Source organism: Nocardia sp. NPDC023733, from assembly GCF_040639775.1.
GTDB lineage: Bacteria > Actinomycetota > Actinomycetes > Mycobacteriales > Mycobacteriaceae > Nocardia > Nocardia rosealba.
In genome coordinates, this window is the sequence record NZ_JBFAAN010000001.1 from 424,200 (window position 1) to 449,582 (window position 25,383).

Here is a 25,383-nt window from a genome sequence, read left to right on the forward strand (position 1 = left end):
CTCGAAAGAGTGTTCGACTAATCTTGGCGACAGAACTTGTCGGTGCCGCCCTCTACTGTGGGCGCCAACCAGAGAGACACTCACCTCGAGAAGGGGACCACATCATGGCACCGCAGGCCTACGATCGCGACAAAGCGCTGGAACTGGCGCTGGCTCAGGTGGAGAAGAGCTTCGGCAAGGGCGCGGTCATGCGCCTGGGCGAAGAGGCCCGCCAGCCCATCTCCGTCATCCCGACCGGTTCCATCGCCCTCGACGTCGCGCTCGGGATCGGCGGGTTGCCGCGCGGTCGCGTCGTCGAGATCTACGGCCCGGAATCCTCGGGTAAGACCACCGTCGCGCTGCACGCGGTGGCCAATGCCCAGGCCGCGGGCGGTGTCGCCGCCTTCATCGACGCCGAGCACGCGCTCGATCCCGACTACGCCCGCAAGCTGGGCGTCGACACCGACGCACTGCTCGTCTCCCAGCCCGACACCGGTGAGCAGGCCCTCGAGATCGCCGACATGCTCGTGCGCTCGGGTGCCATCGACATCATCGTCATCGACTCGGTCGCGGCCCTGGTGCCGCGCGCCGAGATCGAGGGCGAGATGGGCGACAGCCACGTCGGCCTGCAGGCCCGCCTGATGAGCCAGGCGCTGCGCAAGATGACCGGCGCGCTGAGCACGTCGGGCACCACCGCCATCTTCATCAACCAGCTGCGCGAGAAGATCGGTGTGATGTTCGGCTCGCCCGAGACCACCACCGGTGGTAAGGCGCTCAAGTTCTACGCCTCGGTGCGCCTGGACGTGCGCCGTATCGAAACCCTCAAGGACGGCAGCGACGCGGTCGGTAACCGCACCCGCGTGAAGGTCGTCAAGAACAAGGTGAGCCCGCCGTTCAAGCAGGCCGAGTTCGACATCCTCTACGGGCACGGCATCTCCAAGGAGGGCTCGCTCATCGACATGGGTGTCGAGCACGGCTTCATCCGCAAGTCCGGCTCCTGGTACACCTACGAGGGCGACCAGCTGGGTCAGGGCAAGGAGAACGCCCGCAAGTTCCTGCTGGAGAACACCGATGTGCGCGACGAGATCGAGAAGAAGATCAAGGAAAAGCTCGGCATCGGCGCGGATCTGACCGCCGAGGCCGACGCACCCGCCGACTTCTGAGCCGATGCGCACGCCGAACCCCGGCCGCGCACGCCGCGACCCGGCCGATCCGGTCGAGGACATGCGACGTCAGCTGGCTCGCCTCGGTATCGAGGTGCAACCGCAGTCGCTGACGTCGGAGGTGACGCGCGAACCGGGGTCGGCAACCGAACTCGCCCCGGCGGCTCGTGCCGAACGAGCCGCCTCGGGCGCGAAGGGAATTCGGTCGGGTGCGGGCGATCCGCAGCGCGCGCACCCGACCGGATTCACCGATGAACACAATCGGACCGATTCCGCCCCGCGAACCGGTGTTGATCATGAAGAGTGGGGGAGCGGGGCGGCGACGCCCCGCCGCGCCCGGCGTTCTCGCCGATCCACGCGGCGCGACACAGACTCCCTGTCGACCGTCGTCGGTGGTGACGACGGGCGGCAGGTGGATCCGGTGGCGGCCGGATCCCCACCGGGAGAGCCCGAGCGGCGAGCCGGCACACGCCGGCTCGCCCCGGGTGACCGGCCCGGAGCCACCGTGGAACAAGCCAAGGACGCCTGCCTGCGGTTGCTGGCCGTGCGGGCTCGCAGCCGCGCCGAACTGGAGAAACGGCTCGGCGAGAAGGGTTTCCGGCTCGAGGTCACCGCAGCGGCCATCGACCGGCTCACCGAAGTCGGTCTCATCGACGACAGCTCCTTCGCCGAACAGTGGGTACACGCCCGCCACACCTACTCCGGCAAGGGGAAGAAAGCCCTGCAGCGTGAACTGCGCGACAAGGGAGTAGCCCCCATCGACGCCGAACAGGCTTTGTCGATGGTCTCCGACGACGCCGAACGTGACCGCGCCACCGATCTGGTCCGCCGCAAACTGCGTACCCTGCCCCGAGAACTCGACCGTGACAAGGCGGTTCGTCGCCTGGTCGGCATGCTGGCCCGTCGGGGCTACGACCAGTCCACCGCCTTCGCTGTCGTCACCACGGAACTCGATGCCGCAGGTTTCGCCCGAACCTCGGCCACCGGCCCCGATTACAGCGCGAACCACGACGGCGCCGAGCAGCCCGGCACCGACGACGGCCACGCTCGGCAGGCCCGGGCCGGCATCGCTCGAGGGCCCTCCCGTGACACCGCGGCACCCGCACGCCGCACCCGTCCGGAGCCGGGCGACGACGAGGCCGCCGCCGAACTGGTCCGCCGCAAACTCCGCACCACACCACCGGACCTCGACCGAACCAAACTCACCCGCCGCCTGGTGGATATGCTCGCCCGCCGCGGCTACAACCCCTCCACCGCCTACGCCGTGGTGAAAGCGGAACTGGCCGAAGCTGGTCGATGACTCGCGCGACTGGTCGACCGCGCGATGTGTTGGCCTGCTGCGGGCTACATCCCTCCCACCGCCTACGCCGTGGTGAATGCGGAACTGGCGGCTACGAACTGCCCGAAGCGGGCGCGACTCCGCCATGGGATGTGGATCCGGCCGCCCGGGTCGGGGATCGGTGGGGGCGCCGGAACGGCCACGGGTGTCGGGGTGGGGCGTTAGCATGAGGCGGAAGTGAAACGCGGGTCTGCGCAAGTGGATTCGGGTGCTTGGTGGGACGGGTTGTTTCGCCCGGGTTGTGGGTAGGCATCTTGGGGCAGGGCCCGTTGGGCCGCCGGACGATGGGGAGGTGGGGATCCTGGACGCACTGTGGTCGTTCGTGGTGAACCGGCGTGAGCAGTTGCTGGTCGATTCGTATCTGCACGTGTCGGCGGTGGTGCAGTCTCTGCTGCTGGCGACGGTGATCGCTGTGCTCGTGGGGATCCTGGTCTACCGGAGTCCGCTCGGATCGGCGGCGGCGACCGCGACGGCGGGCGCGATCCTCACCGTGCCGTCGTTCGCTTTGCTCGGGCTGCTGATCCCGTTCCTCGGACTCGGTGTGGCACCGACCATCGTCGCGCTGGTCCTCTACGCGCTGCTGCCGATTCTGCGCAACACCGTGCTCGGGTTGTCCACCGTCGACCCGGCCGCCGTCGATGCCGCGCGTGGCGTCGGGATGGGCCGGTGGCAGTTGCTCACCAGGATCGAACTGCCGCTGGCGTGGCCGTCGATCCTCACCGGGATGCGGGTGAGCGCCCAGATGATCATGGGCATCCTCGCGCTCGCGGCCTACGCGAAAGGCCCGGGGCTCGGCAACCTGATCTTCTCCGGGCTCGCGCGCCTCGGTAGTCCCAACGCGGTGCCGCAGGCGCTCACCGGCACCATCCTCATCGTCGTGCTCGCACTCGCGCTCGACGGCGTCCTGGTTCTGCTCGGACGGTTCACCATCTCGAGGGGTATTCGTGACTGACACCAGCACCGCCGAAACCGGCGCCGCCACCGCCGTTTCCGGGGTGGAGATCGTCTTGGACCGGGTGACCAAACGGTATCCGGAGCAGCCGGACCCCGCGGTCGAAGAGGTGAGCATGACGATCCCCGCCGGGGAGATCGTCGTACTCGTCGGCCCATCCGGCTGTGGCAAGACCACAACCATGCGGATGATCAACCGCCTCATCGAACCGACCTCGGGCACCATCACCATCGGTGGCCGCGACGCGCTCGCCATCGACGCCGACGAATTGCGCCGTGGCATCGGCTATTCCATCCAGCAGGCCGGGCTCTTCCCGCACATGACGGTCGCCAAGAACATCGCGACGGTGCCGGGACTGCTCGGATGGGACCGGCGCCGCGCCGCCGCCCGCACCGACGAAATGCTCGACCTCGTGGGCCTCGATCCCGACACCTATCGCCACCGCTACCCGCGCCAGCTCTCCGGCGGTCAGCAGCAGCGAGTCGGAGTCGCACGGGCGTTGGCGGCCGACCCACCGGTACTGCTGATGGACGAACCGTTCGGCGCCGTCGACCCCATCACCCGTGCACTGCTGCAGGACGAATTGCTGCGCCTGCAGGGCGAACTCGGCAAGACCATCGTTTTCGTCACCCACGATTTCGGTGAGGCGGTGAAATTGGGCGACCGCATCGCGGTGCTCGGCGACCGCTCCCGCATCCTGCAGTACGACACCCCCGCCGCGATCCTGGCCGCCCCCGCCGACGACACCGTCGCCGGCTTCGTCGGCGCCACCGCGACCATCGACCGCCTCGGCCTCGCGGTCCTCGCCGACCTCGACCTCGACCAGGGCGTCGCCGTCACCGAGGACACCGACCCCACGGCACTGACCACCGCACTGCACGAGGCGGATCATCCCTGGGGGATCGTCCTGGACTCCCGACGGCGACCACTTCGCCGGGTCTCCAGAGACGAACTCGCACAAGCGGACTCCCTGACCGCCGCAGGAACCCCGATCGGTGCCACCCTCCCCGTCGATGCCACCCTCCAAGACGCCCTCGCCGCCCTCCTCACCGAACGCACTGCCTCGGCGATCGTGCTCGACGCGAGCGGCGGCTACGCCGGTGTCGTCACCGTAGACACCCTCATCGACCATCTGGCCACGTCCGCGAAGGCGTCGTCATGATGCCCGACCAGCAGAATTACTCACCCGACCACCGATCGACTCGAACCCTCGTCGCGGAGCGGGTGGGCTCATGGTGACCGCTACTCCCTCGACTCGTCCGGTCGTCGACCTCCCCGCCGCCGCGTCCGCACCGGCGACGCAGCGGCGCGCCGAACTCCTGCGGTTGCTCGCCCAACCGGTGATCGTGCTGATCCTCACCGTCGGTGTGCTGGTGTGGGCCTTCCGTCGTGAACTCACGACTATTCAGCAGGCCAGTATCAGTGCGGGCAATATCGCCGAGGTCACCTGGCAGCACGTGCTCATCACGGCGGCCGTGGTCGCGATCGTCGTCGTGATCGCGGTGCCGCTCGGCACGCTACTCACCCGTCGCCGATTCCGCCGCCTGGCACCGTTTTTCGTCGGGATCGCCAATATCGGGGCGGCGGCGCCCGCGATCGGTTTGATCGTGCTGTGCTATCTGCTCACCCGGACCACCGGATTCTGGGTGGGTGTCGCGCCGATCGCGTTCTGTTCGCTGCTGCCGGTGTTGCGCAACACGATCCTCGGCTATCAGCAGGTGGACCCGGCTGTCATCGACGCCGGTCGCGGCCAGGGAATGTCGGCCGTACAGGTGTTGCGGCGCATCGAGTTCCCGCTCGCCATTCCCTACATCCTCGCCGGGTTGCGCACGTCGCTGGTGCTCGCCGTCGGTACCGCGACGCTGTCGTTCATGGTGAGCGCGGGCGGTCTCGGCATCCTCATCGACACCGGCTACAAACTGCGCGACACCGTCACCCTGACGGTCGGTGCGGTGCTCGCGGTGGCACTGGCCCTGTTCGTCGACTGGCTCGGCGCGCTGGCCGAACAGTTTCTCGGGCCGAGGGGGCTGCGGTGAGAAAGAGCAGATGGTTGCGTGGGCTGATCCCGGTCCTCGCGGTGGTGCTCGCCGGATGCGGTCTGCAATCGGGCGGTTCGGTGCCGCTGCCGGTGGGCCCGGGCAGTATCACCCCCGTCCCGGAACTCGACGGTGTCGCGGTGACGGTGGGGTCCAAGGACTTCACCGAGGCCAACATCCTCGGCTACCTCATCGAATTCGCCCTCACCGCCGCGGGCGCGAACGTGCGTGACCTGACCAATATCCAGGGCTCCAACAGCCTGCGCGACGCGCAACTCAACGGCCAGATCGATATCGCCTACGACTACACCGGCACCGGCTGGATCAACTACCTCGGCAACGAGACCCCCGAACCCGACGAACGCAAACAGTTCGACCTCGTCCGCGACGCCGACCGCGCACAGCACGACATGGTGTGGGCGGCCATGGCACCGATGAACAACACCTACGCCCTGGTCACCAGCAGGCGCACCGCCGAGGAGACCGGGGTCCGCACCCTGTCGGACTACGCGAAACTGCTCGCCGCCGACCCGGCCGCGGCAGCCACCTGCGTGGGCACCGAGTTCAATGTCCGCCCCGACGGCTACCCGGGCCTGGCGCAGAAATACGGCATCGACGCGGGCAGAGCGCAGAAACAGATCGTGCAGGACGCCCTGGTCTACCAGGCCACCGCCGACGCGAAACAGTGCCGCTTCGGCTCCGTCGCCGCCACCGACGGTCGCATCCCCGCTCTCGACCTGGTGCTGCTCGAAGACGACAAGGGCTTCTTCCCCAAGTACAACGCGGCCCTGGTGATGTACGGCCCGTTCGCCGACGCCAACCCCCGCGTGGTCGACATCATGGCGCCGATCTCGGCCCGGCTCACCAACGAGGTCATCACCGAACTCAACCGCCAGGTCGACATCGACGGTCGCGAACCCGCCGACGTCGCCCGCGACTGGATGATCGCCGAAGGCCTCGTCACCGCCGGCTGACTTGCCCCGGCGCCCGGGCCGGACCACCTCCCCACGATGCCGACCGGCCGGGCCATGATGGACGGTGGCTACACACCGGCACACCGACATCGCTGGGAGGAACACGCATGACCATCGCATTCCGCAAGGTGACAGTTCTGGGAACCGGCGTCCTCGGTTCCCAGATCGCGTTCCAGACCGCTTTCCACGGCTTCGACGTGACGTCCTACGACATCGACGACAAGGCGATCACCGCCGCCCGCACCCGGTTCGACGAACTGGCGAAGACCTACCAGGCCGAAGTGGACGGAGCCGACACCGCCAAGACCGAGGCGACGGCCGCGGGCATCACGCTGACCACCGATCTGGCCGCCGCGGTCGCCGATGCCGACCTCGTCGTCGAGGCGGTGCCGGAGGTGCTGTCCATCAAACGCGACCTGTACACGAAACTGGGCACCCTCGCCCCGGAACGCACGGTCTTCGCGACGAACTCCTCGACCCTGTTGCCCAGCGACATGGCCGGTTTCACCGGGCGCGCCGACCGTTTCCTCGCCCTGCATTTCGCCAACCACGTGTGGAAGTTCAACACCGCCGAGGTGATGGGCACACCGGAGACCGACCCGGACGTGTTCGCCTCGGTCGTGAAGTTCGCCTCAGACATCGGCATGGTGCCCATAGAAGTGCACAAGGAGAAGGCGGGTTACGTGCTCAACTCACTGCTCGTCCCGTTCCTCAACGCGGGCATGGGGCTGGTCGCGGGCGGTTACGCCGAACCGAAAGCCGTCGACGAGACGTGGCGCATCGGGACCGGCGCACCGATGGGCCCGATGCAGATTCTCGACGTCGTCGGGCTCACCACGCCCTACAACATCCTGGCCAACGGCGGCCCCGAGGAGCAGAAGCTCGCCGACTGGCTGAAGCAGAACTACATCGACAAGGGCAAACTCGGCCTGTCGACCGGTGAGGGCTTCTACCGCTACACCGAATGACGCGAACGGGGCCCGGTCCAGAATGGACCGGGCCCCGTCGGTTTCCGGGTCTACTTCTTGGTGATGTCCACGCCTGGTGCGGCGTCGGTGACGATCGAGTCGGCGGCCAGCACCGCACCGCCACCCTTCTTGCGCCGCGACCGCAGCCGCTTCTCCAAGCGGGTCGCCAGGAACGACAGCGCGATATTGAGCGAGATCATGATGACCGCGATCACCATCAGGGCGGGGATCGTGTTCTGCTCCGCCGCACCTACCTGCTGACCCGAGCGCACCAGTTCCACATAGGTGATCTGGTAGCCCAGCGCGGTGTCCTTGAGCACGACCACCATCTGCGAGACCAGCGCGGGCAGCATCGCGGTGATCGCCTGCGGCAACAGCACCAGGCGCATCAGCTGGGTCTTGCGCATACCGAGCGCGACGGCGGCCTCGCTCTGGCCCTTGGGCAGCGACCGGATACCGGCCCGCACGATCTCGGCGATGACCGCCGCGTTGTAGACGGTGAGGGCGATGACCACCGCGGCCAGCGCCAGCTGATCGGTGGGGAACACCTTGTAGTCGCCGAACACGGCGAACAGGAAGATCATCAGGATCAGCACCGGGATAGCCCGGGCAAGCTCGACGATCGCGCCCGCCACCCAGCGCACCCAGGTGTGATCCGACAGGCGCAGGATGCCGAAGATCATGCCGAAGATCAGCGCACCGATGATCGACAGCACCGCGGCGGTGAGCGTGCCCTCGAGACCGGGCAGCAGGTAGGTCTCCCAGACCTCCGCCTCCAGGAAGGGCTTCCACTTCGCGGCGGTGAACTGACCTTCCCGCTGGAAGGCGAGGAACATCCACACGCCTGCCGCGACGAGCACCGCCGCGACCACCACCGAGTAGAGCCAGTGCCGCACCCGGGCCTTGGGGCCGGGAGCGTCGAACAGAACCGAAGCGCCTGAACTCACCGGACAACCTCGAATCGCTTGGCCAGCCAGCCGAAGAACAAGCCGGTCGGCAGGGTGAGCACGACGAAGCCGAGCGCGAAGATCGCACCGATGGCGAGCACCGCGGCCTCGTTCTCGTTCATCTCGCTCATCAGGAACGCGGCCTCACCGACACCGATCACCGAGGCGATCGTCGAGTTCTTGGTCAGCGCGATCAGCACGCTGCCCAGCGGGGCGATGACGGCCCGGAAAGCCTGTGGCAGCACGATCAGGCGCAGATTCTGGGCGAACCCGAAGCCCAGCGAGCGGCCCGCCTCGGACTGCCCGATGTGGACGGTGTTGATGCCCGACCGCAGCGATTCGCACACGAAAGCCGCGGTGTAGACGCTCAATCCGATGATCGCCCACCAGTAGTTGTTGTCCTTGATCGAATCACCGGCCAACTCCCACTGCAGCGTGGTGTAGAGGCCGAGCGAGCAGAACACGATGATCAGCGTCAGAGGGGTGTTGCGGAAGATCGACACGTAGGCGGTGCCGACCCAGCGCGCGACGGGGATGGGAGACACACGCATTCCGGCGACGATGGTGCCGAGGATCAGGGCACCGATCGCCGAGAAGAACGTCAGCTTGATGGTCACCCAGAAGGCAGCGAGGATTCGGGAGTCATACTCCGAGATCAGGTCGAACACGGACGCGCGTCCTCCGATCGATGAGAAAGGCCAGCAGGACAGACACCGTCGCGGTGGCGCGTGGCCACCGCGACGGTGATCGGGATCAGTAGCGGTCGACCTTCGGCGGCTCCGGGACCTTGAAACCGGTGCCGGGGAAGGACTTCTCCAGCGCGGCCTTCCAGGAACCGTCGGCGATCATCGCCTCGATCGCGTCGTTGATCTTGGTGCGGGCCTCGGTGTCGCCCTTCTTCAGGCCGATGCCGTAGTTCTCGGTGGTGAAGGTCTTACCCGCCAGCTTGTAGGTGCCGGGCGCCTGCGCGGCGTAACCGGCCAGAATCACGTCGTCGGTGGTCATCGCGTCGATGGCACCGCCACGCAGGCCCTCGAGGCACAGCGAGTACGTGTCGTAGGTCTGCAGCTGGGCCTGCGGGTAGTTCTTCTCGATGTTCTGGGCCGGGGTGGAGCCCTTCACCGAGCAGACCTTCTTGCCCGCGAGCGAATCGGGGCCGGTGATGTCGGTGTTGTCGGCACGCACCAGCAGGTCCTGGCCCGCCACGTAGTACGGGCCGGCGAAATCGACCTTCTCCTTGCGCTTGTCGTTGATCGAGTAGGTGGCGACGATGAAGTCGACCTGACCGTTCTCGATCATCGTCTCGCGCTGCGCCGACGGGGTTTCCTTGAACGTGATGGCCTCGGGCTTCACGCCGAGCTTGTCGGCGACGTACTTGGCGACCTCGACATCGAAGCCGCTGTAGGTGCCGTCGGTGTTGCGCAGGCCGAGACCCGGCTGGTCGAACTTGATGCCGACGGTCAGCTTGCCTTCCTTGGCGTGGTCGAGCGCGCTGCCCTCGTCACCGCCGCCGCAGGCCGCCGTCACGGTGGCGGCGAGAGCCAGAGCCACAGCGCCGACGCCGACGCGCACCGCACGATTGATCCTCATCGAGTTTCCTTCTCCCTCTTGTGGTGTCGCTACAAGTCAGTGGCTGAGAATTTTGCCGAGGAAGTCCTTGGCGCGGTCGGATCGCGGTGCGGTGAAGAACGTTTCGGGCTCCGCGTCCTCGACGACCTCACCGTCGGCCATGAACAGCACCCGGTGGCCGGCCCGGCGGGCGAAGCCCATCTCATGGGTGACCACGAGCATCGTCATGCCCTCCTTGGCGAGGGAAACCATCACCTCGAGCACCTCGTTGACCATCTCGGGGTCGAGCGCGGAGGTCGGCTCGTCGAACAGCATCACCTTCGGGTCCATCGCCAGCGACCGCGCGATCGCCACGCGCTGCTGCTGACCGCCCGACAGCTGGGCGGGGTACTTGTCGGCCTGGTTGGCGATGCCGACCCGGTCGAGCAGGGCGAGCGCGTGCTTGCGCGCTTCGTCCTTCTTGATGCCGCGCACCTTCATCGGCGCGAGCATCACATTTTCGAGAATTGTCTTGTGCGCGAACAAATTGAACGATTGGAAGACCATGCCCACCTCGGCGCGCAATGCGGCGAGGGCCTTGCCTTCGGCGGGCAGATCCACCCCGTCGATGGCGATGCGGCCCGAGTCGATCGGTTCGAGCCGGTTGATGGTGCGGCACAGGGTGGACTTCCCCGAGCCCGAGGGGCCGAGGACGATCACGACCTGCCCGCGGGGCACTTCCAGGTTGATATTGCGCAGAACATGGAGCTCACCGAAGTGTTTGTCCACGTTGTGCATCGAGATCATCGGCGGCGCGCCTGCAGTGGCAGCGGCGTCGGCTTTCCCGGTCGCGGGTGCGGCGTCGTCGGTCATGCTCAGAAACCTTAGGCGTTCTTCGGAGATTTGCCCTGCTTTCCGTGACTCGCCGTCCCGGCTCGCCGAGAAGACACCTGCCGGTAACCGGGCGGCAGCCTCCTCGTCGCGCTCGGCCGGCCCGACCGCGACGCAGGTCACCGGGGCGGTGGCCGTACCCTGGGCGGGTGGATTCGAACGGACAGAATGCGACGCACGGCTCGGTCACCGAGGCGCGCACCTACGAGGTCCGCACCTTCGGTTGCCAGATGAACGTCCATGATTCCGAACGCTTGTCCGGCCTGCTCGAAGACGCGGGTTATGTGAAGGCCGCCCCGAGCGACACCCCGGACCTGGTGGTGTTCAACACCTGCGCGGTGCGGGAGAACGCCGACAACAAGCTCTACGGCACCCTCGGGCACCTCGCGCCGGTGAAGCAGGGCAGGCCCGGCATGCAGATCGCCGTCGGCGGCTGCCTGGCGCAGAAGGACCGCGACACCGTGGTCCGCAAGGCGCCGTGGGTGGACGTGGTGTTCGGCACACACAACATCGGCTCGCTGCCGGTGCTGCTCGAACGGGCACGGCACAACGAGCAGGCCCAGGTGGAGATCCTCGAATCGCTCGAGGCCTTCCCGTCCACCCTGCCCGCCAAGCGTGAATCGGCCTACGCGGGCTGGGTGTCGATCTCGGTGGGTTGCAACAACACCTGCACCTTCTGCATCGTGCCCGCGCTGCGCGGCAAAGAGGTGGACCGCCGCCCCGGTGACGTGCTCGCCGAGGTGCAGGCCCTGGTCGACCAGGGTGTGCTCGAGGTGACCCTGCTCGGCCAGAACGTGAACTCCTACGGCGTGAACTTCGTCGACCCCGAACAACCGCGCGACCGGGGCGCCTTCGCCCAGTTGCTGCGCGCGACCGGGCGGATCGAGGGGCTCGAGCGGGTGCGGTTCACCTCGCCGCATCCGGCGGAGTTCACCGACGACGTCATCGAGGCGATGGCCGAGACACCCAATGTCTGCCCGCAGCTGCACATGCCGTTGCAGTCCGGCTCGGACCGGGTGCTCAAGGCGATGCGCCGCTCCTACCGCAAGGAACGCTTCCTCGGCATCATCGACAAGGTGCGCGCCGCGATGCCGCACGCCTCGATCACCACCGACATCATCGTCGGCTTCCCCGGCGAGACCGAGGAGGACTTCCAGGAGACCCTGGACGTGGTGCGCCGGGCCCGCTTCACCAGCGCCTACACCTTCCAGTACTCCAAGCGCCCCGGCACCCCGGCCGCCGAACTGGCCGATCAGGTGCCCAAGGCCGTGGTGCAGGAACGCTACGACCGGCTCATCGCCCTGCAGGAGCAGGTGTCGCTCGAGGAGAACCAGGCGCTGATCGGCACCGAGGTGGAATTGCTCGTCGCCGAGGGCGCGGGCAAGAAGAACGCGGCGACCGCCCGGATGAGCGGACGCGCCCGCGACGGCAGACTGGTGCACTTCCGGCCCGGCACCGACGCGGGGATCCGCCCCGGTGACCTCGTCGTCGTCGACATCACCGCCGCCGCACCGCACCACCTGATCGCCGACAGTGTCGTGAAATCGCATCGCCGCACGCGAGCGGGCGACGCGCACGAGCGAGGGGTCACGCCCAAGACCGCGCCGATCGGTGTCGGTCTCGGCTTGCCACGCATCGGCGCGCCCGCGATCGAGCCGGTGGACAGCGGTTGTTCGACCGGGTGTCCGGCATGAACGCCGAGGACCCGGACTCTACTACCGGTCGTAGTGGGTCGGGTGCCGAGGACGGCGCGGGGGATGGCAGAGTGGAGCCCGGCGCACACGAGCCGAGTAACCCTGCGGACAGGAGCGACGTGAACCGGGTGGGCAACGATCAGGAATTCGAGCAGTTCCGCGGCGAGATCGACGCCGTGGAGCGGCGGATCGCCGGTGAGATCGATCCCGGCGCACGGGCCATGGTGGTGGCGGGCGCGGTGTTCGCCCTGCTCGTCTCGCTGATCCTGCCGCACGCAGGTGCCGCGCGCGGCTTCGACGTGCTGCTGAGCACCGATGCGGCCCGCCTCGAACACATCGGACTGCCCTCACGCGTCTTCGTGTGGCTGGTCATCGTGTTCGGCGTCGGCTTCTCCCTGCTGGCCCTGACCACCCGGCGCTGGGTGCTGGCCTGGTTGGCCTGTGCGGGCTCGGCCGTGGCGAGTGTGTTCGGCGTGCTGTCGATCTGGCACCGCCAGACCCCGGGCCTCGGCAACTACGAGGGCGCCGGGCCCGGCATCGGCCTGATCCTCGGCACCCTGGCCGTCATGGTGCTCACCTTCCACTGGATCCGCGTGGTCTGGAGTCGCACCGCTGTGCAGCTGGCCGCGGAGGAACAGCGCCGTAATGCCGCCCGCGAAGCCGAGGAACGCGACCGCAAACGCCTGATGGGCGAGTAGCTAGCCCGCCTCGCTAGCCCGCCTCGCTAGCCCGCCTCCCCGCGAATTCGGCCGGTCGTGGGCAGGGGGCTGGGTTTCTCGCCGGGCTCACCGGGGTGCGCCGTGAGTTCTGGGCGTACCCGGTGAGTTACCGATGTACTTGCGAAATCAGTTGTCGCGTAAGCGAAGTGTGAGGTGCTCGTCGCGCCGACCGCCGGGTGCTGTGCGATCGACGTCAGAGGTTGCTGACGGCGCCTTCTGCCGCTTCGGCCCACTCGCGCCACTGCCTGGCCTGCTCGAGTGCCTTTTCGGCATCGCGCTTCTTGCCCGCTGCCTCGGCCTTGGCGGCCTGCTCCTCGAACTGGGCGACGCGTTCGCGGAACTGCGCGGCGCGGGCGACGGCCTCGGGGTCGGTGCGGCGCCACTGCTGGTCGGCCGCGTCGCGCACCCGCTTCTCGATCGCGCGCAGCCTGCCTTCGAGTTCCTGCATCCGCTCGCGCGGGACCTTGCCGACGGCGTCCCACTTGTCCTGCAGTTCGCGCAGGGCGGCGCGGGCGGCTTCGAGGCCGTTGGCCGGGTCGATGTGCTCGTAGGCGTCGAGCAGCTCCTGCTTGGCGACGGCGTTGTGCTCGAACTCCGCGTCGCGTTCGGAGACCGCCGCGTTGCGGGCGGCGAAGAACACGTCCTGCGCGCTCTTGAACCGGCGCCACAGCGCCTCGTCGGCCTCGCGGGGCGCCCGGCCTGCGGCCTTCCACTCGGTGAGCAGATCGCGGAACACCGCGGCGGTACCGGTCCAGTCGGTGGAGCCGGACAGCTCCTCGGCGCGCACGCACAGCTCTTCCTTGCGCGTCTTGGCCGTGGCGCGTTCGCGATCGAGTTCGGCGAAATGGGCGCCGCGACGGCGGTTGAACGCCTCACGCGCCTTGGAGTAGCGCTTCCACAGCGCGTCGTCGACCTTGCGATCGACACCGCGGATCGACTTCCACTCGTCGAGGATCTCGCGCAACCGGTCGCCCGCGGCCTTCCACTGGGTGGATTCGGCGGCGATCTGCTCGGCCTCGGCGGCCAGGGCTTCCTTGCGCTCGGTGTGCTCGTGGCGGGCGCGTTCCTTCTCCTCCTTGGCGTGCGCGGCGGCTTCCTCGGAGTGCTCGGTGATGGCCTGCAGGCGGGCGGCCAGGCCGTCGATGTCGCCGATGACGGCGGCGGTCGGCAACGTCTCGGCGAGCGCCAGCGCGGCGGCCTTGGTCTTGCGGGCATCGGCGCCCGCGGCCAAACGCGCCTCGAGCAACGCCACCTCGGTGGCCAGGTCGTCGAAGCGGCGGCCGAAGTGGGCAAGGCCCTCGGCGGCGTCACCGGCCTGCCAGGAGCCGACGACGCGTTCACCGTCGGCGGTCTTCACCCAGGCGGTGCCGTCCTCGTCGACGCGACCCCATTTGCTCGGGTCGGTGGCCGCGGGCACCACCACCGCGTGCGGGTGCGTCTGGTCGGGGCCGGGAGCGGGTTTCACGGCATGTGGTTTGGGCGGACGCGGAGCCTTGCCGCCGGGCTTGGGGGCGCCGGAGGGTCGCGGGCCCGGACCTGGGGTGGGCTTCGCGGTTCCGTTGCTGTCGGTCATTGCTCTCCGTCCCTGCCGCGCGTCACGGCTGCCTGGTTACGCTCTAGCACATCCCATTGAACCCGCTTCGAGCCGAGGAAACCATCGATCCCGAGGATCGGATGCCGCGTTTCCTGGGATTTCGTCCCGGACGACGGGGGTGGTCGCATCAGAAAACACTAGCAATCTCGCGGGGCGTCACGGCGCCGGACACTCGCTGACCCCGGTGCGCTCCTCCTGCGCCGGATGCGGGCGCGTGCTACCGGTGCGGCTACGGTTACGTCGTGTTCTCGATAGCGGCCCTGGTCCCGTCGCCGCCGATGCTGGTGCCACAACTGTGCGGACACCAGGTGGCCTCCGGCGATGCTCCCGACGAGCCGGTGGTGGTGTTGCGCGCGGCCGCGCTCGAGGCCGCCGCCACGCTCGCCGCCCACGCCGATCGCTGGGTCGTCGTCGGCGCCGGTGCGCGGGCCGAAACCTTCGACCCCGGTGTGCGCGGGACTTTCCGTGGCTTCGGCGCCGATGTCGTCGTCGGTCTCGGCCCGGGCGCGAGCCTCGACGCACCGGCAGACCCCCAGCTTCCGCTGCCCGTCCTGATCGCCGCGTGGTTGCGGGAGCAGGCCGCGCCGGGTGTTTCCGTACGGGCGCGAGTGATCGCCGCCGACACCGCACCGGGGGAGTGTGCCCGCTTCGGCACCGACCTGCGCGCCGAACTCGACGCCGATCCGGCGCCGTGGGCGGTGCTCGTCGTCGCCGACGGAGCCGCGACCCTCACCCTCAAATCCCCGGGCTACCTCGACGAGCGCGCCGACCCGTTCCAAACCGCTCTGGACGCCGCCCTGCGCGAGGGCTCCCGAGCAGGGCTCGCCGCACTCGACGCCGACCTGTGTGCGCAATTGCGGGTCGACGGTCGCGCCGCCTACCAGGCGCTCGGCGGCCTGTTCGCCACCGACCCGGCCGACCCGCCGGTTCGCACCCTCTACCAGGGCGCACCGTACGGCGTGGGCTATGACGTGAGCGTGTGGGAGGTCGGCCGATGACGAAGCGGCCCATCGCGGTCGTCGGACCCACCGCGACCGGGAAGTCCGATCTGGCCCTCGACCTGGCCGAACGGCTCGACGGCGAAATCGTCAACATCGACGCGATGCAGCTGTACCGCGGCATGGACGTCGGTACCGCGAAACTGCCGCCCGCGCAGCGGCGTGGCATCGCGCACCACCTCCTCGACGTTCTCGACGTCACCGAGACCGCCACGGTCGCTGCCTACCAGAGCGCGGCAAGCGACATCGTGGAAGACATCATGGCGCGCGGCCGCACCCCGGTGGTCGTCGGCGGTTCGATGATGTATGTGCAGGCGCTGCTCGACCAGTGGGACTTCCCGGCCACCGACCCCGACGTGCGCGCCCGCTGGGAAGCGGTGCTGGCCGACGGCGGAGTCGCGGCCGTGCACGCGGCGCTGCGGGCGGCCGACCCGGTCGCGGCCGACACCATCCTGCCCACCGACGGGCGCCGGATGGTCCGCGCACTGGAAGTCGTCGAACTCACCGGTAAACCGTTCGCCGCCTCGGCTCCGACCATCGGCGCACCGCGCTGGGACACCGTCATCATCGGCGTCGACCGGGAGACCGCCGCCCTCGACGCCCGCATCGAAGCCCGCACCGCGCACATGTTCGACTCCGGCCTGGTCGAGGAGGTCCGCACCCTGCTCGATGCCGGACTGCGCGACGGCCAGACCGCACGCCGCGCGATCGGGTACGCCCAGGTGCTGGCCTACCTCGACGGCGAATACGATCTCGCGCACGCCCGCGAACGCACCCTCATCGGCACCCGCCGCTATGTGCGACGACAGCGCTCGTGGTTCCGCCGCGACCCCAGGGTGACCTGGGTCGACGGCGCCGACCCCGACATCGCCGCCACCACGCTCACCCTGCTCGACGAACAGACAGGACGGACCGCGCAGTGACCCGACGAGTGAGTACCCGCAACGCCTCGGTGCAGGTGTGGCAGGCCTACCTCAACAACCGGACCAAACGTCATCGCGACGGCCGCTTCCTCGTGCAGGGCGTGCGCCCCATCACCCAGGCCCTGGCCAACGACTGGCCCCTGGAGACGCTGCTCTACCGGCTCGGCACGCCCGATCTGTCGAGCTGGGCGCGGGAACTGCTCGACACCACCGATGTACCGCAGGTGGGTCTGGTCCCCGAACTGATGGCCGAGCTGGGGGAGAAGTCGGGCACGATTCCCGAGATCGTGGCCGTCGCCCATTCGCGTCAGCCCGACCTGGACACCTACGCGCCCGGCGAACCGGGCGAGGACTTCCCGGTCGTCGTGGTCTTCGACCGGCCCAACTCGCCCGGCAACCTCGGCACCCTCATCCGGTCGGCCGACGCCTTCGGGGCATCGGGCGTGATCGTCACCGGCCATGGCGCCGACCAGTTCGACCCGCAGGCCGTGCGCGCCTCCACCGGTTCGCTGTTCGCCGTGCCCGTGCTGCGCGCGTCGGGTGCCGCCCAGGTCGTGGAGTTCCGTGACCGGCAGGTGGCGCGCGGTATCCCCACCCGCATCGTGGGCACCGACGAACACGCGCCGTCGACCATCTACGACTACGACTTCACCGAGGCCACCATCCTGGTGGTCGGCAACGAGACCACCGGCATGAGTTCGGCCTGGTCGCAAGCCTGCGACGACCTGGTGACCATCCCGATGGGCGGCACCGCGAGCTCGCTCGGCGCCCCGTCGGCCGGCGCGATCGGCCTGTACGAGATCGCCCGGCAGCGCCGCACCTTCGCCCGATGACGGGATCGTCGCCCGCACAGGGGACAATGGCGGACGTGTCCGACATCGAATTCAGCAAGGGCCACGGCACCCAGAACGATTTCGTGGTGCTGCCCGACCTCGAGGTGCGTCTCGACCTGAACGCCGACCGCGTCGCCGCCCTGTGCGACCGCCGTCGCGGCCTCGGCGCCGACGGTGTGCTGCGCGTCGCCAAGGCGGGCGCCCTGCAGGAGGCGGGCGTGCTCGACACTCTGCCCGACGGTGTCGGCGCCGACGACTGGTTCATGGACTACCGCAATGCCGACGGTTCGATCGCCGAGATGTGCGGCAACGGCACCCGGGTGTTCGCCCACTACCTCAATGCCACCGGCCTGGAAACCCGCACCGAGTACGTCGTCGGCAGCCGCGCGGGCGGGCGACCCGCCGAGGTGCACACCGCGGGCCCCGTCGACGGCGAGGTCACCGTCGACATGGGCGCCGTGCGTGAACTCGGCAGCTCCACCGCGACCCTGGCCGGCTGGGCGCTGTCCGGAATCGGCATCGATGTGGGCAATCCGCACCTGGCCTGCGTCGACGAGAGCCTGACCGCCGACGCGCTGGCCAAGCTCGATCTCAGCGTGTCGCCCGGCTTCGATCCCGACCTGTTCCCGCACGGCGTCAATGTCGAGATCCTCACCGCGCTCGGCCCCGACAACGCCGTCGACATGCGCGTCTACGAGCGCGGTGTCGGCGAGACCCGCTCCTGCGGAACCGGAACCGTCGCCGCAGCGGCCGCCGCGCTGACCGCCGCCGGTGTGCCGGTCGGGTCGGGCCGGGGCGAGGTCACGGTGCGCGTTCCGGGCGGGCAGGTGCGCGTCACCATCGACAACGGTCGCGCCTGGATGCGCGGCCCGTCGGTGCTGCTCGCCGCGGGCACACTGTCGCGCGACTGGTGGAACGCGCAAGCCAACCGATAACCGGATGCGCCGTGTCACTGTGACGTGGCAGCATGGAAGGCGTATGACGAAACCAGAAGTACCCTCAGACACCACATCGGACCGCGACACCACCGCGGCCGATGCCGACGTGGCCGCCGACCGCGGCGACGTCGACGACGCGCTGGCCCGCCACGCGGCACGGATGCAGCGCCCGGGCTGGTCACCCGAACCGACCGTCGGTGAGATGCAGCTCGACGAACGCACCTCGCTGCGTCGCGTCGCAGGCCTGTCCACCGAGCTCACCGACATCACCGAGGTCGAATACCGCCAGCTGCGCCTGGAACGGGTCGTGCTGGTCGGTGTGTGGACCACCGGCAGCGCCGCGCAGGCCGAGGCTAGCATGGTCGAGCTGGCCGCATTGGCCGAGACCGCGGGCTCGGAAGTCCTCGAAGGCCTCATCCAGCGCCGCGACAAGCCCGACCCGGCCACCTACATCGGTTCCGGCAAGGCCGAGGAACTGCGCACCGTCGTCCTCGACACCGGCGCCGACACCGTGATCTGCGACGGTGAACTCACCCCCGCCCAGCTCACCGCGCTGGAGAAGGTCGTGAAGGTGAAGGTCATCGACCGCACCGCGCTGATCCTCGACATCTTCGCCCAGCACGCCACCTCCCGCGAGGGTAAGGCCCAGGTCGCGCTCGCCCAGATGGAATACATGCTGCCGCGGCTGCGTGGTTGGGGTGAGTCGATGTCACGGCAGGCCGGTGGTCGCGCCGGCTCCAACGGCGGTGTCGGTCTGCGTGGTCCCGGTGAGACCAAGATCGAAACCGACCGCCGCCGCATTCGTGAGCGAATGGCCAAGCTGCGCCGCGAGATTCGCGAGATGAAGACCGCACGCGACACCATGCGCGCGCGCCGCAGCGCCAGCGGGGTACCCGCGGTGGCCATCGTCGGCTACACCAACGCGGGCAAGTCCAGCCTGATGAACTCCCTGACCGGCGCGGGTCTGCTGGTGCAGGACGCCCTGTTCGCCACCCTCGATCCGACCACCCGCCGGGCCGCGCTCGACGACGGTCGCGAGATGGTGTTCACCGACACCGTCGGCTTCGTCCGTCACCTGCCCACCCAGCTGGTCGAGGCGTTCCGGTCCACCTTGGAAGAGGTCACCGGCGCCGACTTACTGCTGCATGTGGTCGACGGGTCCGACCCGTTGCCGCTCGAGCAGATCCGCGCGGTGCGCGAGGTCATCACCGACGTGATCAAGGAGCAGGGCACGGCGGCTCCACCGGAACTGCTGGTGGTCAACAAGATCGACGCCGCCGACCCCGACGAGCTCACCCGCCTGCGCGGGCTGCTGCCGGGCGCCGCGTTCGTGTCGGCCCGCACCGGGGCAGGCATCGAGGAGCTGCGCGAACGCCTCTCCGAGGTACTCGGCGGGCTCGATGTCGACATCAGTGTGCTGCTGCCCTACAGCCGCGGCGACCTGCTCGCCCGCATCCACGCCGACGGCCGGATCATCTCCTCCGATCACGAAGAGGGCGGCACCCGCGTGCGCGCTCGGGTGCCACACGCGCTGGCGGCGGCCCTGTCGGAATTCGCCCATTCCGGGCCTGCGGAGTCGGCCGGTCGCTAGCGGCGGGTTGCCGCTCGTTTGCGGCTGACACCGATGCGACACAGCCATATTCGGACGCTATGGTCGATTGTCGACAGCAGGAGGGTGTTATGTCGAACGACCAGAAGAACGAAATCGAGCAGGGCGATCACGTTCTCAGCGATGGCGCGCCGTTGAATCCGGCGCCGAGCGAGTGGGAGATCCGGGCCTTCGAGGCGGTGTTCGCACCGGTGCGTGCCTGGGCCAGTCCGCGCTTCTACGGTTTGGAGAACATTCCGGCCGAGGGCCCGGTGTTGATCGTGGCCAACCACAACCTGCTCGGCGGGATCGATGCGCCGCTGCTGATGCCCGCCATCCTGCGGGAGCGTGGGCGGCTGGTGCGTGGCCTGGCCGAGCATGTGCTGATGGTGCCGGGTGTGCGGGAAATCCTGCACCGTTTCGGTGCTGTGCGCGGTACCAGGTCGAACTGCCTCGCGCTGCTCGAACGCGGCGAGGCGGTGGTGGTGTTTCCCGGCGGCGGTCGTGAGGCGATCCGCCGCAAGGGGGAGAAGTACGTGCTCAAGTGGGAGGGCCGCACCGGCTTCGCGCGGATGGCGATCCAGGCCGGCGTCCCCATCGTGCCGTTGGCGATGATCGGTATCGACGATGCCTTCGACATCGTCTTCGACGGCCAGCATCCCGTGATGTCGCCGCTGCGGTGGACGTGTCAACTACTCGGTATCAACCCCGAACTGAACCCACCGCTGGTGAAGGGCATCGGGCCGACCCCGATTCCGCGCCCGGAACGGTTCTACTACTCGGCGGGTACCCCGATCGATCCCACCCCGTGGCTCGGTGCCGACGACATCGACAGCGCTGCCGCCGACCTGCGTGACGTGGTGCAGAAGAGCCTGGAGGAGGAACTGCAGTTCCTGTTCTCCGAACGTGAGCGCGATACCGGCCGCGGTCTGATCGGCCGATTGCGTAGCGCGCTGCCCTTCTGACCCGCCCGAGCGGTGGGTGTTCGCGGAATACCCACCGCTCACCTCGCGTTACGCGCTATACGGACCAAGGTCCGAATAGCGAGAGGCGAGGTCGATGGCGGCACAGGTGCAGGTGATTCCGGCTGCGAACCGCAGGTACTGGCGCACCGAGTGGCTCGACTCGCGCCAGTCGTTCCCCGTGACCGGCAATTTCGTGCTCGAGGACTACGCGCACGGGCTGCTGCTTGTGCACAACGAGGACATCGTCGACCCCGGCGAGGGCTTCGACACGCATCAGCACCGTGACACCGAGATCTTGACCTGGGTGTTGGAAGGCACAGTGGTGCACCAGGATTCGGCAGGCAACTCGGGATTGATCCGGCCCGGCCTCGCACAACGGATGAGTGCGGGTACCGGCATCCTGCATTCCGAACGCAACGGCGCCGGCTGGACGGAACGCGAACGGCTGCACGTGGTGCAGATGTGGATCCCACCGGACACTCTCGGCGCGCCGCCGAGCTATCAGGAACTCGACGTCGACGGTGCGTTGCGCCGCAACTCGCTGGTGCCGGTGGCCTCCGGCATGCCGAGGTATCGCGGCGACGCCGCGATCGGAATCGGCAACCGCCACGCCACTTTCCATGTCGCCCGGCTGGATCCGGGACACAGCATCACCGTCCCCGACGCACCGTACGGTCACGTGTTCATCGCCCGGGGCGGCGTCGACTACGAGAACCACGGCGCACTCGGGCAGGGCGACGCCGTCCGGCTCACCGCGACGGGCGGCCACCGCCTGACGGCGACAACCTCCGCCGAGGTGCTGATCTGGGAGATGGACGCGGCGGCGAGCCGCTGACCTCACACTTTGCGGATGACGGTGACGACTTTCCCCAGAATTTGCGCGTCGTTTCCTGGGATCGGTTCGAAATGTGGGTTGTGTGGCATCAGCCACACGTCTTTGCCGGTGCGCTTGAAGGTCTTCACGGTCGCCTCGCCGTCGATCATGGCAGCGACGATGTCGCCGCCCTCGGCGACGTTCTGCTGACGCACGACCACCCAGTCGCCGTCACAGATCGCGGCATCGACCATCGACTGGCCGACGACCTTGAGCAGGAACAGCGACCCGTCGCCGACGAGTTCGCGCGGCAGCGGGAACACTTCCTCCACCGCCTGCTCGGCCAGGATCGGCCCACCGGCGGCGATCCGGCCGAGGACCGGAACGAAGGTGGGGGTGGGGCGGCTCGGATCGGCCACGTCGTCCACAGGTTCGGCGGGCAGGGTGGTGACCGCGCGCACCGCTTCGTCGAGTCCGCGCACATTCACCGCGCGCGGCCGGTTCGGGTCGCGGCGCAGGTAGCCCTTGCGCTCCAGGGCGCGCAGCTGATGGGCCACCGAGGAGGTGGAGGTGAGCCCGACCGCGTCGCCGATCTCGCGGATGCTCGGCGGGTAGCCGCGTTCGGTCACCGAGGAGCGGATGACCTCGAGGACCGTGCGCTGACGCACGGTGAGATCCGCGCCGGATCCCGATGTGACGGTGCCGGTAGCGCTTTCGTCACCCGTGTCGTCTGTGTGGGTCACCTGTCCCGCCCTTCCGCTTGTCGAATTCGCCTCTCTCACGCTAGTCGGGCCACGCCGAAGTATCAAACATCTGTTCGAGCATGTCGGGCGTTTCGTGCTGACATGCGCGCCGCCGCGTGGTAGAAATCGAACATCAGTTCGTCGCACAGGTGTTCGAACAGGTTCGGTCATCGTCGCCTCACCTGCCCTTTCATCCAGCGGAGCACACCACCCCGGAGGTTCTTCCGATGAGCACAGCGATCAGCGCCCTGCGTTCCTACGATCCCGCCGAAGTCCCCGAACCGGTGCTGCGTCGCCGCCGAACCGCCCGCGCTCCACGTCCTTTCGCGCTCGTGCGCGGACAGGGCCGCAACAGCGCGGCGCGGCGGGAAGTCGCCGCCCGCTTCATCCCGCATCCGCCGCAACCCTCGGCCCCGGCCGGGCCGGTCCGGCGCTCGCGCGAAGCCGAGGTGGTTCGTGGCGCCGAGCTCCGGGCCAGGGGTGCGCGGACCTTCGACATCACCGAAGCCGAGGTGGATCTCGCGTTCGCGACCGTGCCCCGCTGGGAGTCGACGCGGTCACGATCCGTGACCCGAGCGCTCGTCGGTGACCCGTCGACGATCGAAGCGCCGACCCGGCGGGTGCGTGCGGGCGTGCGGGCGTCCGATCGTGGCCCGGAATTCCGTGGGCCGCGCTCGGAACAGGCGCTCTACGCGAGAGTGGCCGGTTCCCGTGCGCGTGGTGCCCATCCGATGGTGCGGGTGCGTCAGGCGCAGGCGGGCTTGGCGGCGCTGGCGCTCACGGCGCTGGTGACCGCGTTGATCGTGGTGACATTCTTAGGGTTGGCGCATCTGCGGGCAGGCAGCTTCGGGGAGTGGACCGATTCCTCGCCCGGCATCTCCCAGCAGGGTGACCACCCGCAGGTCGGCTTGTTCGAAACGCGACCCCAAAACTAGAACACGTTGCTACCGTGACGATTGTCCCTGCCGGGCGGGCCGGTCGGGGCACGGATGCGAGGTCACGTGCGCAGCTTTTGGATCGTTCTGCTCCTGGGTGTGCTGCTGGCCGTGGCGCCCGCGCCCCTCGTCCGAGCCGAACCCACCTACACCGCCTATCTGGACCTGCCCGCCGTCAACGACGACGGTGAATTCGCCGGCGGCATCCATCCGGCGCTGCCCCTGAGCGCCGAGCCACTGCGTACGGCGCTCGACCAGGCCAGAGCCGACGGGATCGCGCCGAGCAGGTATTCCACACTGCTGCACCAATATTGGCTCGTCGTCGCCACCGACAACGCGGGGATCGATCCAGCCGGCTGGGCGCCGGAGCGTGGCGTGGCAGCGAACACGGACACCTTCACCCGCGTGTACGTGAACTACTTCCGCATCGCCGCGGCCCGCCCGGACTTCTACTGGGCCGGGTTGGCGGGCATCGCGGGCGGCTCGTTCGCATCGGGATTCTTCGACGTGGGCGATATCGGCGCCCTGCTGTCGGTGCCCGGAATCCACGAACTCGGTACGGCCGTCGCCGACCTGCTGCGCGCCACCCCACCGGAACTTGTCGCCGCCGTACCGCCCGATATCGCCGCGCTCGCCCTGCTCGGCCCGCGCCTGACCGCCGATGACCTGGCGTGGTACCAGACCAGGCTGATCATCATGCAGCGCCACATCTTCACGGATCTGGTGCCGATGCACGAGGCCTACCTCGCCGACGGGATGACGGCGATCGACGAGATGCATGCTGCGGGCCTGCTCGACGACGCCATGCACGCGGGCTGGGCCGGAATCGACAACGGCACCGGCCTCGCCGAAGCGCTGGTGACCATGGCCGACCGCGAACAGAACCACATCGTGCCCGAGCAGTGGGACGCCACCGCCGTCGGCCGCGGCGGCCTGGGCCGGGTGCTCACCTACGTCACCACGGTCGCGGGCAAACCCGCCCTGGCGGGCGCCCGGGCACCCGGTGTGTACGCGCCCGCCACCGTGCGCTCGCCGCTTCCCGGCAGCGGGCTCGGCCTGCGGATGCCGCTGCCCGCGTTCAACTGGGCCGACCGTGCCGACCGCTGGGCCTACCTCGCCGCCGATCTGGTGCCGCGCCACCTCGACCTGGCCACCGACCCCGCGCGAGCCGTGGCCGTGTACCGCGAGCCGTTCCCGGGCAAGCTCGACCGGGGCCGGTTGGTCGCCCGGCTACCCGACGTGATCGCGGACCTGACCACGCAGTGGCAGGTGACCCATACCTGAGCGGTATCCTGTCAAGAGTCATGGAGTAGCGAAGTGAACTGCGCACCGACGAAGGAACCCCTCGGATGCATTGCCCGTATTGCCGTCACCCCGACTCGCGTGTCGTCGACTCGCGGGAAGTCGAGGAGGGCACGGCGATTCGCCGCCGACGTTCCTGCCCGTCGTGCGGGCGCCGGTTCACCACCGTCGAGACCGCGGTGCTTTCGGTGGTCAAGCGCAGCGGTGTCACCGAACCGTTCAGCCGCGAGAAGGTGATCGTCGGTGTGCGACGCGCCTGCCAGGGCCGCGAGGTCGACGACGACGCCCTGAATCTGCTGGCCCAGCAGGTCGAGGACGCGGTGCGCGCCAAGGGTTCTCCGGAAGTCCCCAGCCACGAGGTGGGCCTCGCCATCCTCGGCCCCCTGCGCGATCTCGACGAAGTGGCCTACCTGCGCTTCGCCTCGGTCTACCGATCCTTCACCAGCGCAGACGATTTCGAACGCGAGATCACCGAGATGCGCGCTGCCCGCGCCGCTACCGCAGCCACCGACTGAGCCCGCGTCGCCGCACCCGTGCTGC

Annotated in this window: 24 protein-coding genes and 1 pseudogene; 19 read left to right on the forward strand and 6 right to left on the reverse strand. The window is 68.8% G+C overall.

The features are described from left to right. Window positions 1-104 precede the first annotated feature (104 nt). The 7 genes and pseudogenes from recA (at window position 105) to AB0F86_RS01895 (ending at window position 7,411) form a co-directional block, all read left to right on the forward strand. Entirely contained in the window at window positions 105-1,142 is a 1,038-nt protein-coding gene (gene recA, locus AB0F86_RS01865; protein ID WP_181696944.1) for a recombinase RecA, read from the forward strand. A 505-nt stretch (window positions 1,143-1,647) separates the two neighbouring features. Further along, window positions 1,648-2,097, forward strand: a pseudogene (locus AB0F86_RS01870) (regulatory protein RecX); the annotation flags it as partial. Between the two features lie 685 nt (window positions 2,098-2,782). Next, window positions 2,783-3,433 (forward strand): ABC transporter permease, encoded by a 651-nt coding sequence (locus AB0F86_RS01875; protein ID WP_067636695.1) that lies wholly within the window; start codon window positions 2,783-2,785, stop codon window positions 3,431-3,433. Continuing rightward, window positions 3,426-4,595 (forward strand): ATP-binding cassette domain-containing protein, encoded by a 1,170-nt coding sequence (locus AB0F86_RS01880; RefSeq protein WP_356983979.1) that lies wholly within the window; start codon window positions 3,426-3,428, stop codon window positions 4,593-4,595. Before AB0F86_RS01875 ends, AB0F86_RS01880 begins: the two co-directional genes overlap by 8 nt. Before the next feature lie 70 nt (window positions 4,596-4,665). Next, on the forward strand, window positions 4,666-5,469 hold the full coding sequence (locus AB0F86_RS01885; protein ID WP_356983980.1) for an ABC transporter permease subunit: 804 nt from the start codon (window positions 4,666-4,668) through the stop codon (window positions 5,467-5,469). Then, window positions 5,466-6,443 (forward strand): glycine betaine ABC transporter substrate-binding protein, encoded by a 978-nt coding sequence (locus tag AB0F86_RS01890; RefSeq protein ID WP_084476549.1) that lies wholly within the window; start codon window positions 5,466-5,468, stop codon window positions 6,441-6,443. The genes AB0F86_RS01885 and AB0F86_RS01890 overlap by 4 nt, the downstream gene beginning before the upstream one ends. Before the next feature lie 107 nt (window positions 6,444-6,550). Then, a complete protein-coding gene (locus AB0F86_RS01895) occupies window positions 6,551-7,411 on the forward strand; it encodes a 3-hydroxyacyl-CoA dehydrogenase (protein WP_356983981.1) in 861 nt (286 codons plus the stop codon). 50 nt (window positions 7,412-7,461) lie between these two features. On the opposite strand, the gene AB0F86_RS01900 is transcribed toward AB0F86_RS01895, so the two are convergent. The 4 genes from AB0F86_RS01900 to AB0F86_RS01915 form a co-directional block, all read right to left on the reverse strand. Next, entirely contained in the window at window positions 7,462-8,358 is an 897-nt protein-coding gene (locus AB0F86_RS01900; protein WP_181696949.1) for an amino acid ABC transporter permease, read from the reverse strand. Further along, on the reverse strand, window positions 8,355-9,026 hold the full coding sequence (locus AB0F86_RS01905; protein ID WP_181696950.1) for an amino acid ABC transporter permease: 672 nt from the start codon (window positions 9,024-9,026) through the stop codon (window positions 8,355-8,357). The genes AB0F86_RS01900 and AB0F86_RS01905 overlap by 4 nt, the downstream gene beginning before the upstream one ends. Window positions 9,027-9,111: 85 nt before the next feature. Beyond that, window positions 9,112-9,948, reverse strand: coding sequence for a glutamate ABC transporter substrate-binding protein (locus AB0F86_RS01910; RefSeq protein ID WP_181696951.1), 837 nt, complete (start codon window positions 9,946-9,948; stop codon window positions 9,112-9,114). Between the two features lie 36 nt (window positions 9,949-9,984). Further along, window positions 9,985-10,713 carry an amino acid ABC transporter ATP-binding protein gene (locus tag AB0F86_RS01915; RefSeq protein ID WP_181697032.1) on the reverse strand — a complete coding sequence of 243 codons (729 nt, stop codon included), beginning with the start codon at window positions 10,711-10,713 and terminating at the stop codon, window positions 9,985-9,987. Window positions 10,714-10,946: 233 nt separating this feature from the next. Here AB0F86_RS01915 and miaB point away from each other — a divergent pair, with 233 nt between their 5' ends. Continuing rightward, window positions 10,947-12,491 (forward strand): tRNA (N6-isopentenyl adenosine(37)-C2)-methylthiotransferase MiaB, encoded by a 1,545-nt coding sequence (gene miaB / locus AB0F86_RS01920; RefSeq protein ID WP_356983982.1) that lies wholly within the window; start codon window positions 10,947-10,949, stop codon window positions 12,489-12,491. Between the two features lie 119 nt (window positions 12,492-12,610). After that, complete coding sequence (locus AB0F86_RS01925; protein ID WP_225280482.1) at window positions 12,611-13,189, forward strand: hypothetical protein; 579 nt, start codon at window positions 12,611-12,613, stop codon at window positions 13,187-13,189. A gap of 214 nt (window positions 13,190-13,403) precedes the next feature. Here the strand turns inward: AB0F86_RS01925 and AB0F86_RS01930 are convergent, their stop codons facing one another. Further along, on the reverse strand, window positions 13,404-14,783 hold the full coding sequence (locus AB0F86_RS01930) for a DUF349 domain-containing protein (RefSeq protein ID WP_356983984.1): 1,380 nt from the start codon (window positions 14,781-14,783) through the stop codon (window positions 13,404-13,406). A gap of 263 nt (window positions 14,784-15,046) precedes the next feature. On the opposite strand from AB0F86_RS01930, the gene AB0F86_RS01935 reads away from it, so the two are divergent. The 7 genes from AB0F86_RS01935 (at window position 15,047) to AB0F86_RS01965 (ending at window position 21,884) form a co-directional block, all read left to right on the forward strand. Further along, on the forward strand, window positions 15,047-15,802 hold the full coding sequence (locus tag AB0F86_RS01935; protein ID WP_356983986.1) for a hypothetical protein: 756 nt from the start codon (window positions 15,047-15,049) through the stop codon (window positions 15,800-15,802). Continuing rightward, window positions 15,799-16,725 (forward strand): tRNA (adenosine(37)-N6)-dimethylallyltransferase MiaA, encoded by a 927-nt coding sequence (miaA, locus tag AB0F86_RS01940; protein ID WP_356983987.1) that lies wholly within the window; start codon window positions 15,799-15,801, stop codon window positions 16,723-16,725. The genes AB0F86_RS01935 and miaA overlap by 4 nt, the downstream gene beginning before the upstream one ends. Then, entirely contained in the window at window positions 16,722-17,558 is an 837-nt protein-coding gene (locus AB0F86_RS01945; protein ID WP_225280485.1) for a TrmH family RNA methyltransferase, read from the forward strand. Before miaA ends, AB0F86_RS01945 begins: the two co-directional genes overlap by 4 nt. 44 nt (window positions 17,559-17,602) lie before the next feature. Beyond that, window positions 17,603-18,493: a diaminopimelate epimerase gene (gene dapF, locus AB0F86_RS01950; protein WP_356984384.1), complete on the forward strand. Its 891-nt coding sequence runs from the start codon at window positions 17,603-17,605 to the stop codon at window positions 18,491-18,493. A gap of 163 nt (window positions 18,494-18,656) precedes the next feature. Then, on the forward strand, window positions 18,657-20,087 hold the full coding sequence (gene hflX, locus AB0F86_RS01955) for a GTPase HflX (protein WP_225280811.1): 1,431 nt from the start codon (window positions 18,657-18,659) through the stop codon (window positions 20,085-20,087). A gap of 89 nt (window positions 20,088-20,176) precedes the next feature. After that, entirely contained in the window at window positions 20,177-21,049 is an 873-nt protein-coding gene (locus AB0F86_RS01960; protein ID WP_181696959.1) for a lysophospholipid acyltransferase family protein, read from the forward strand. A 94-nt stretch (window positions 21,050-21,143) separates the two neighbouring features. Further along, complete coding sequence (locus tag AB0F86_RS01965) at window positions 21,144-21,884, forward strand: pirin family protein (protein ID WP_356983989.1); 741 nt, start codon at window positions 21,144-21,146, stop codon at window positions 21,882-21,884. 2 nt (window positions 21,885-21,886) lie between these two features. Here the strand turns inward: AB0F86_RS01965 and lexA are convergent, their stop codons facing one another. Then, window positions 21,887-22,606 carry a transcriptional repressor LexA gene (gene lexA, locus AB0F86_RS01970; protein ID WP_181696961.1) on the reverse strand — a complete coding sequence of 240 codons (720 nt, stop codon included), beginning with the start codon at window positions 22,604-22,606 and terminating at the stop codon, window positions 21,887-21,889. Window positions 22,607-22,833: 227 nt separating this feature from the next. Here lexA and AB0F86_RS01975 point away from each other — a divergent pair, with 227 nt between their 5' ends. The 3 genes from AB0F86_RS01975 (at window position 22,834) to nrdR (ending at window position 25,358) form a co-directional block, all read left to right on the forward strand. Further along, window positions 22,834-23,541 (forward strand): hypothetical protein, encoded by a 708-nt coding sequence (locus tag AB0F86_RS01975; protein WP_356983990.1) that lies wholly within the window; start codon window positions 22,834-22,836, stop codon window positions 23,539-23,541. Window positions 23,542-23,607: 66 nt separating this feature from the next. Further along, a complete protein-coding gene (locus tag AB0F86_RS01980; protein ID WP_356983991.1) occupies window positions 23,608-24,825 on the forward strand; it encodes a hypothetical protein in 1,218 nt (405 codons plus the stop codon). A 65-nt stretch (window positions 24,826-24,890) separates the two neighbouring features. Next, on the forward strand, window positions 24,891-25,358 hold the full coding sequence (gene nrdR, locus AB0F86_RS01985) for a transcriptional regulator NrdR (protein ID WP_067492770.1): 468 nt from the start codon (window positions 24,891-24,893) through the stop codon (window positions 25,356-25,358). Window positions 25,359-25,383: the final 25 nt, after the last annotated feature.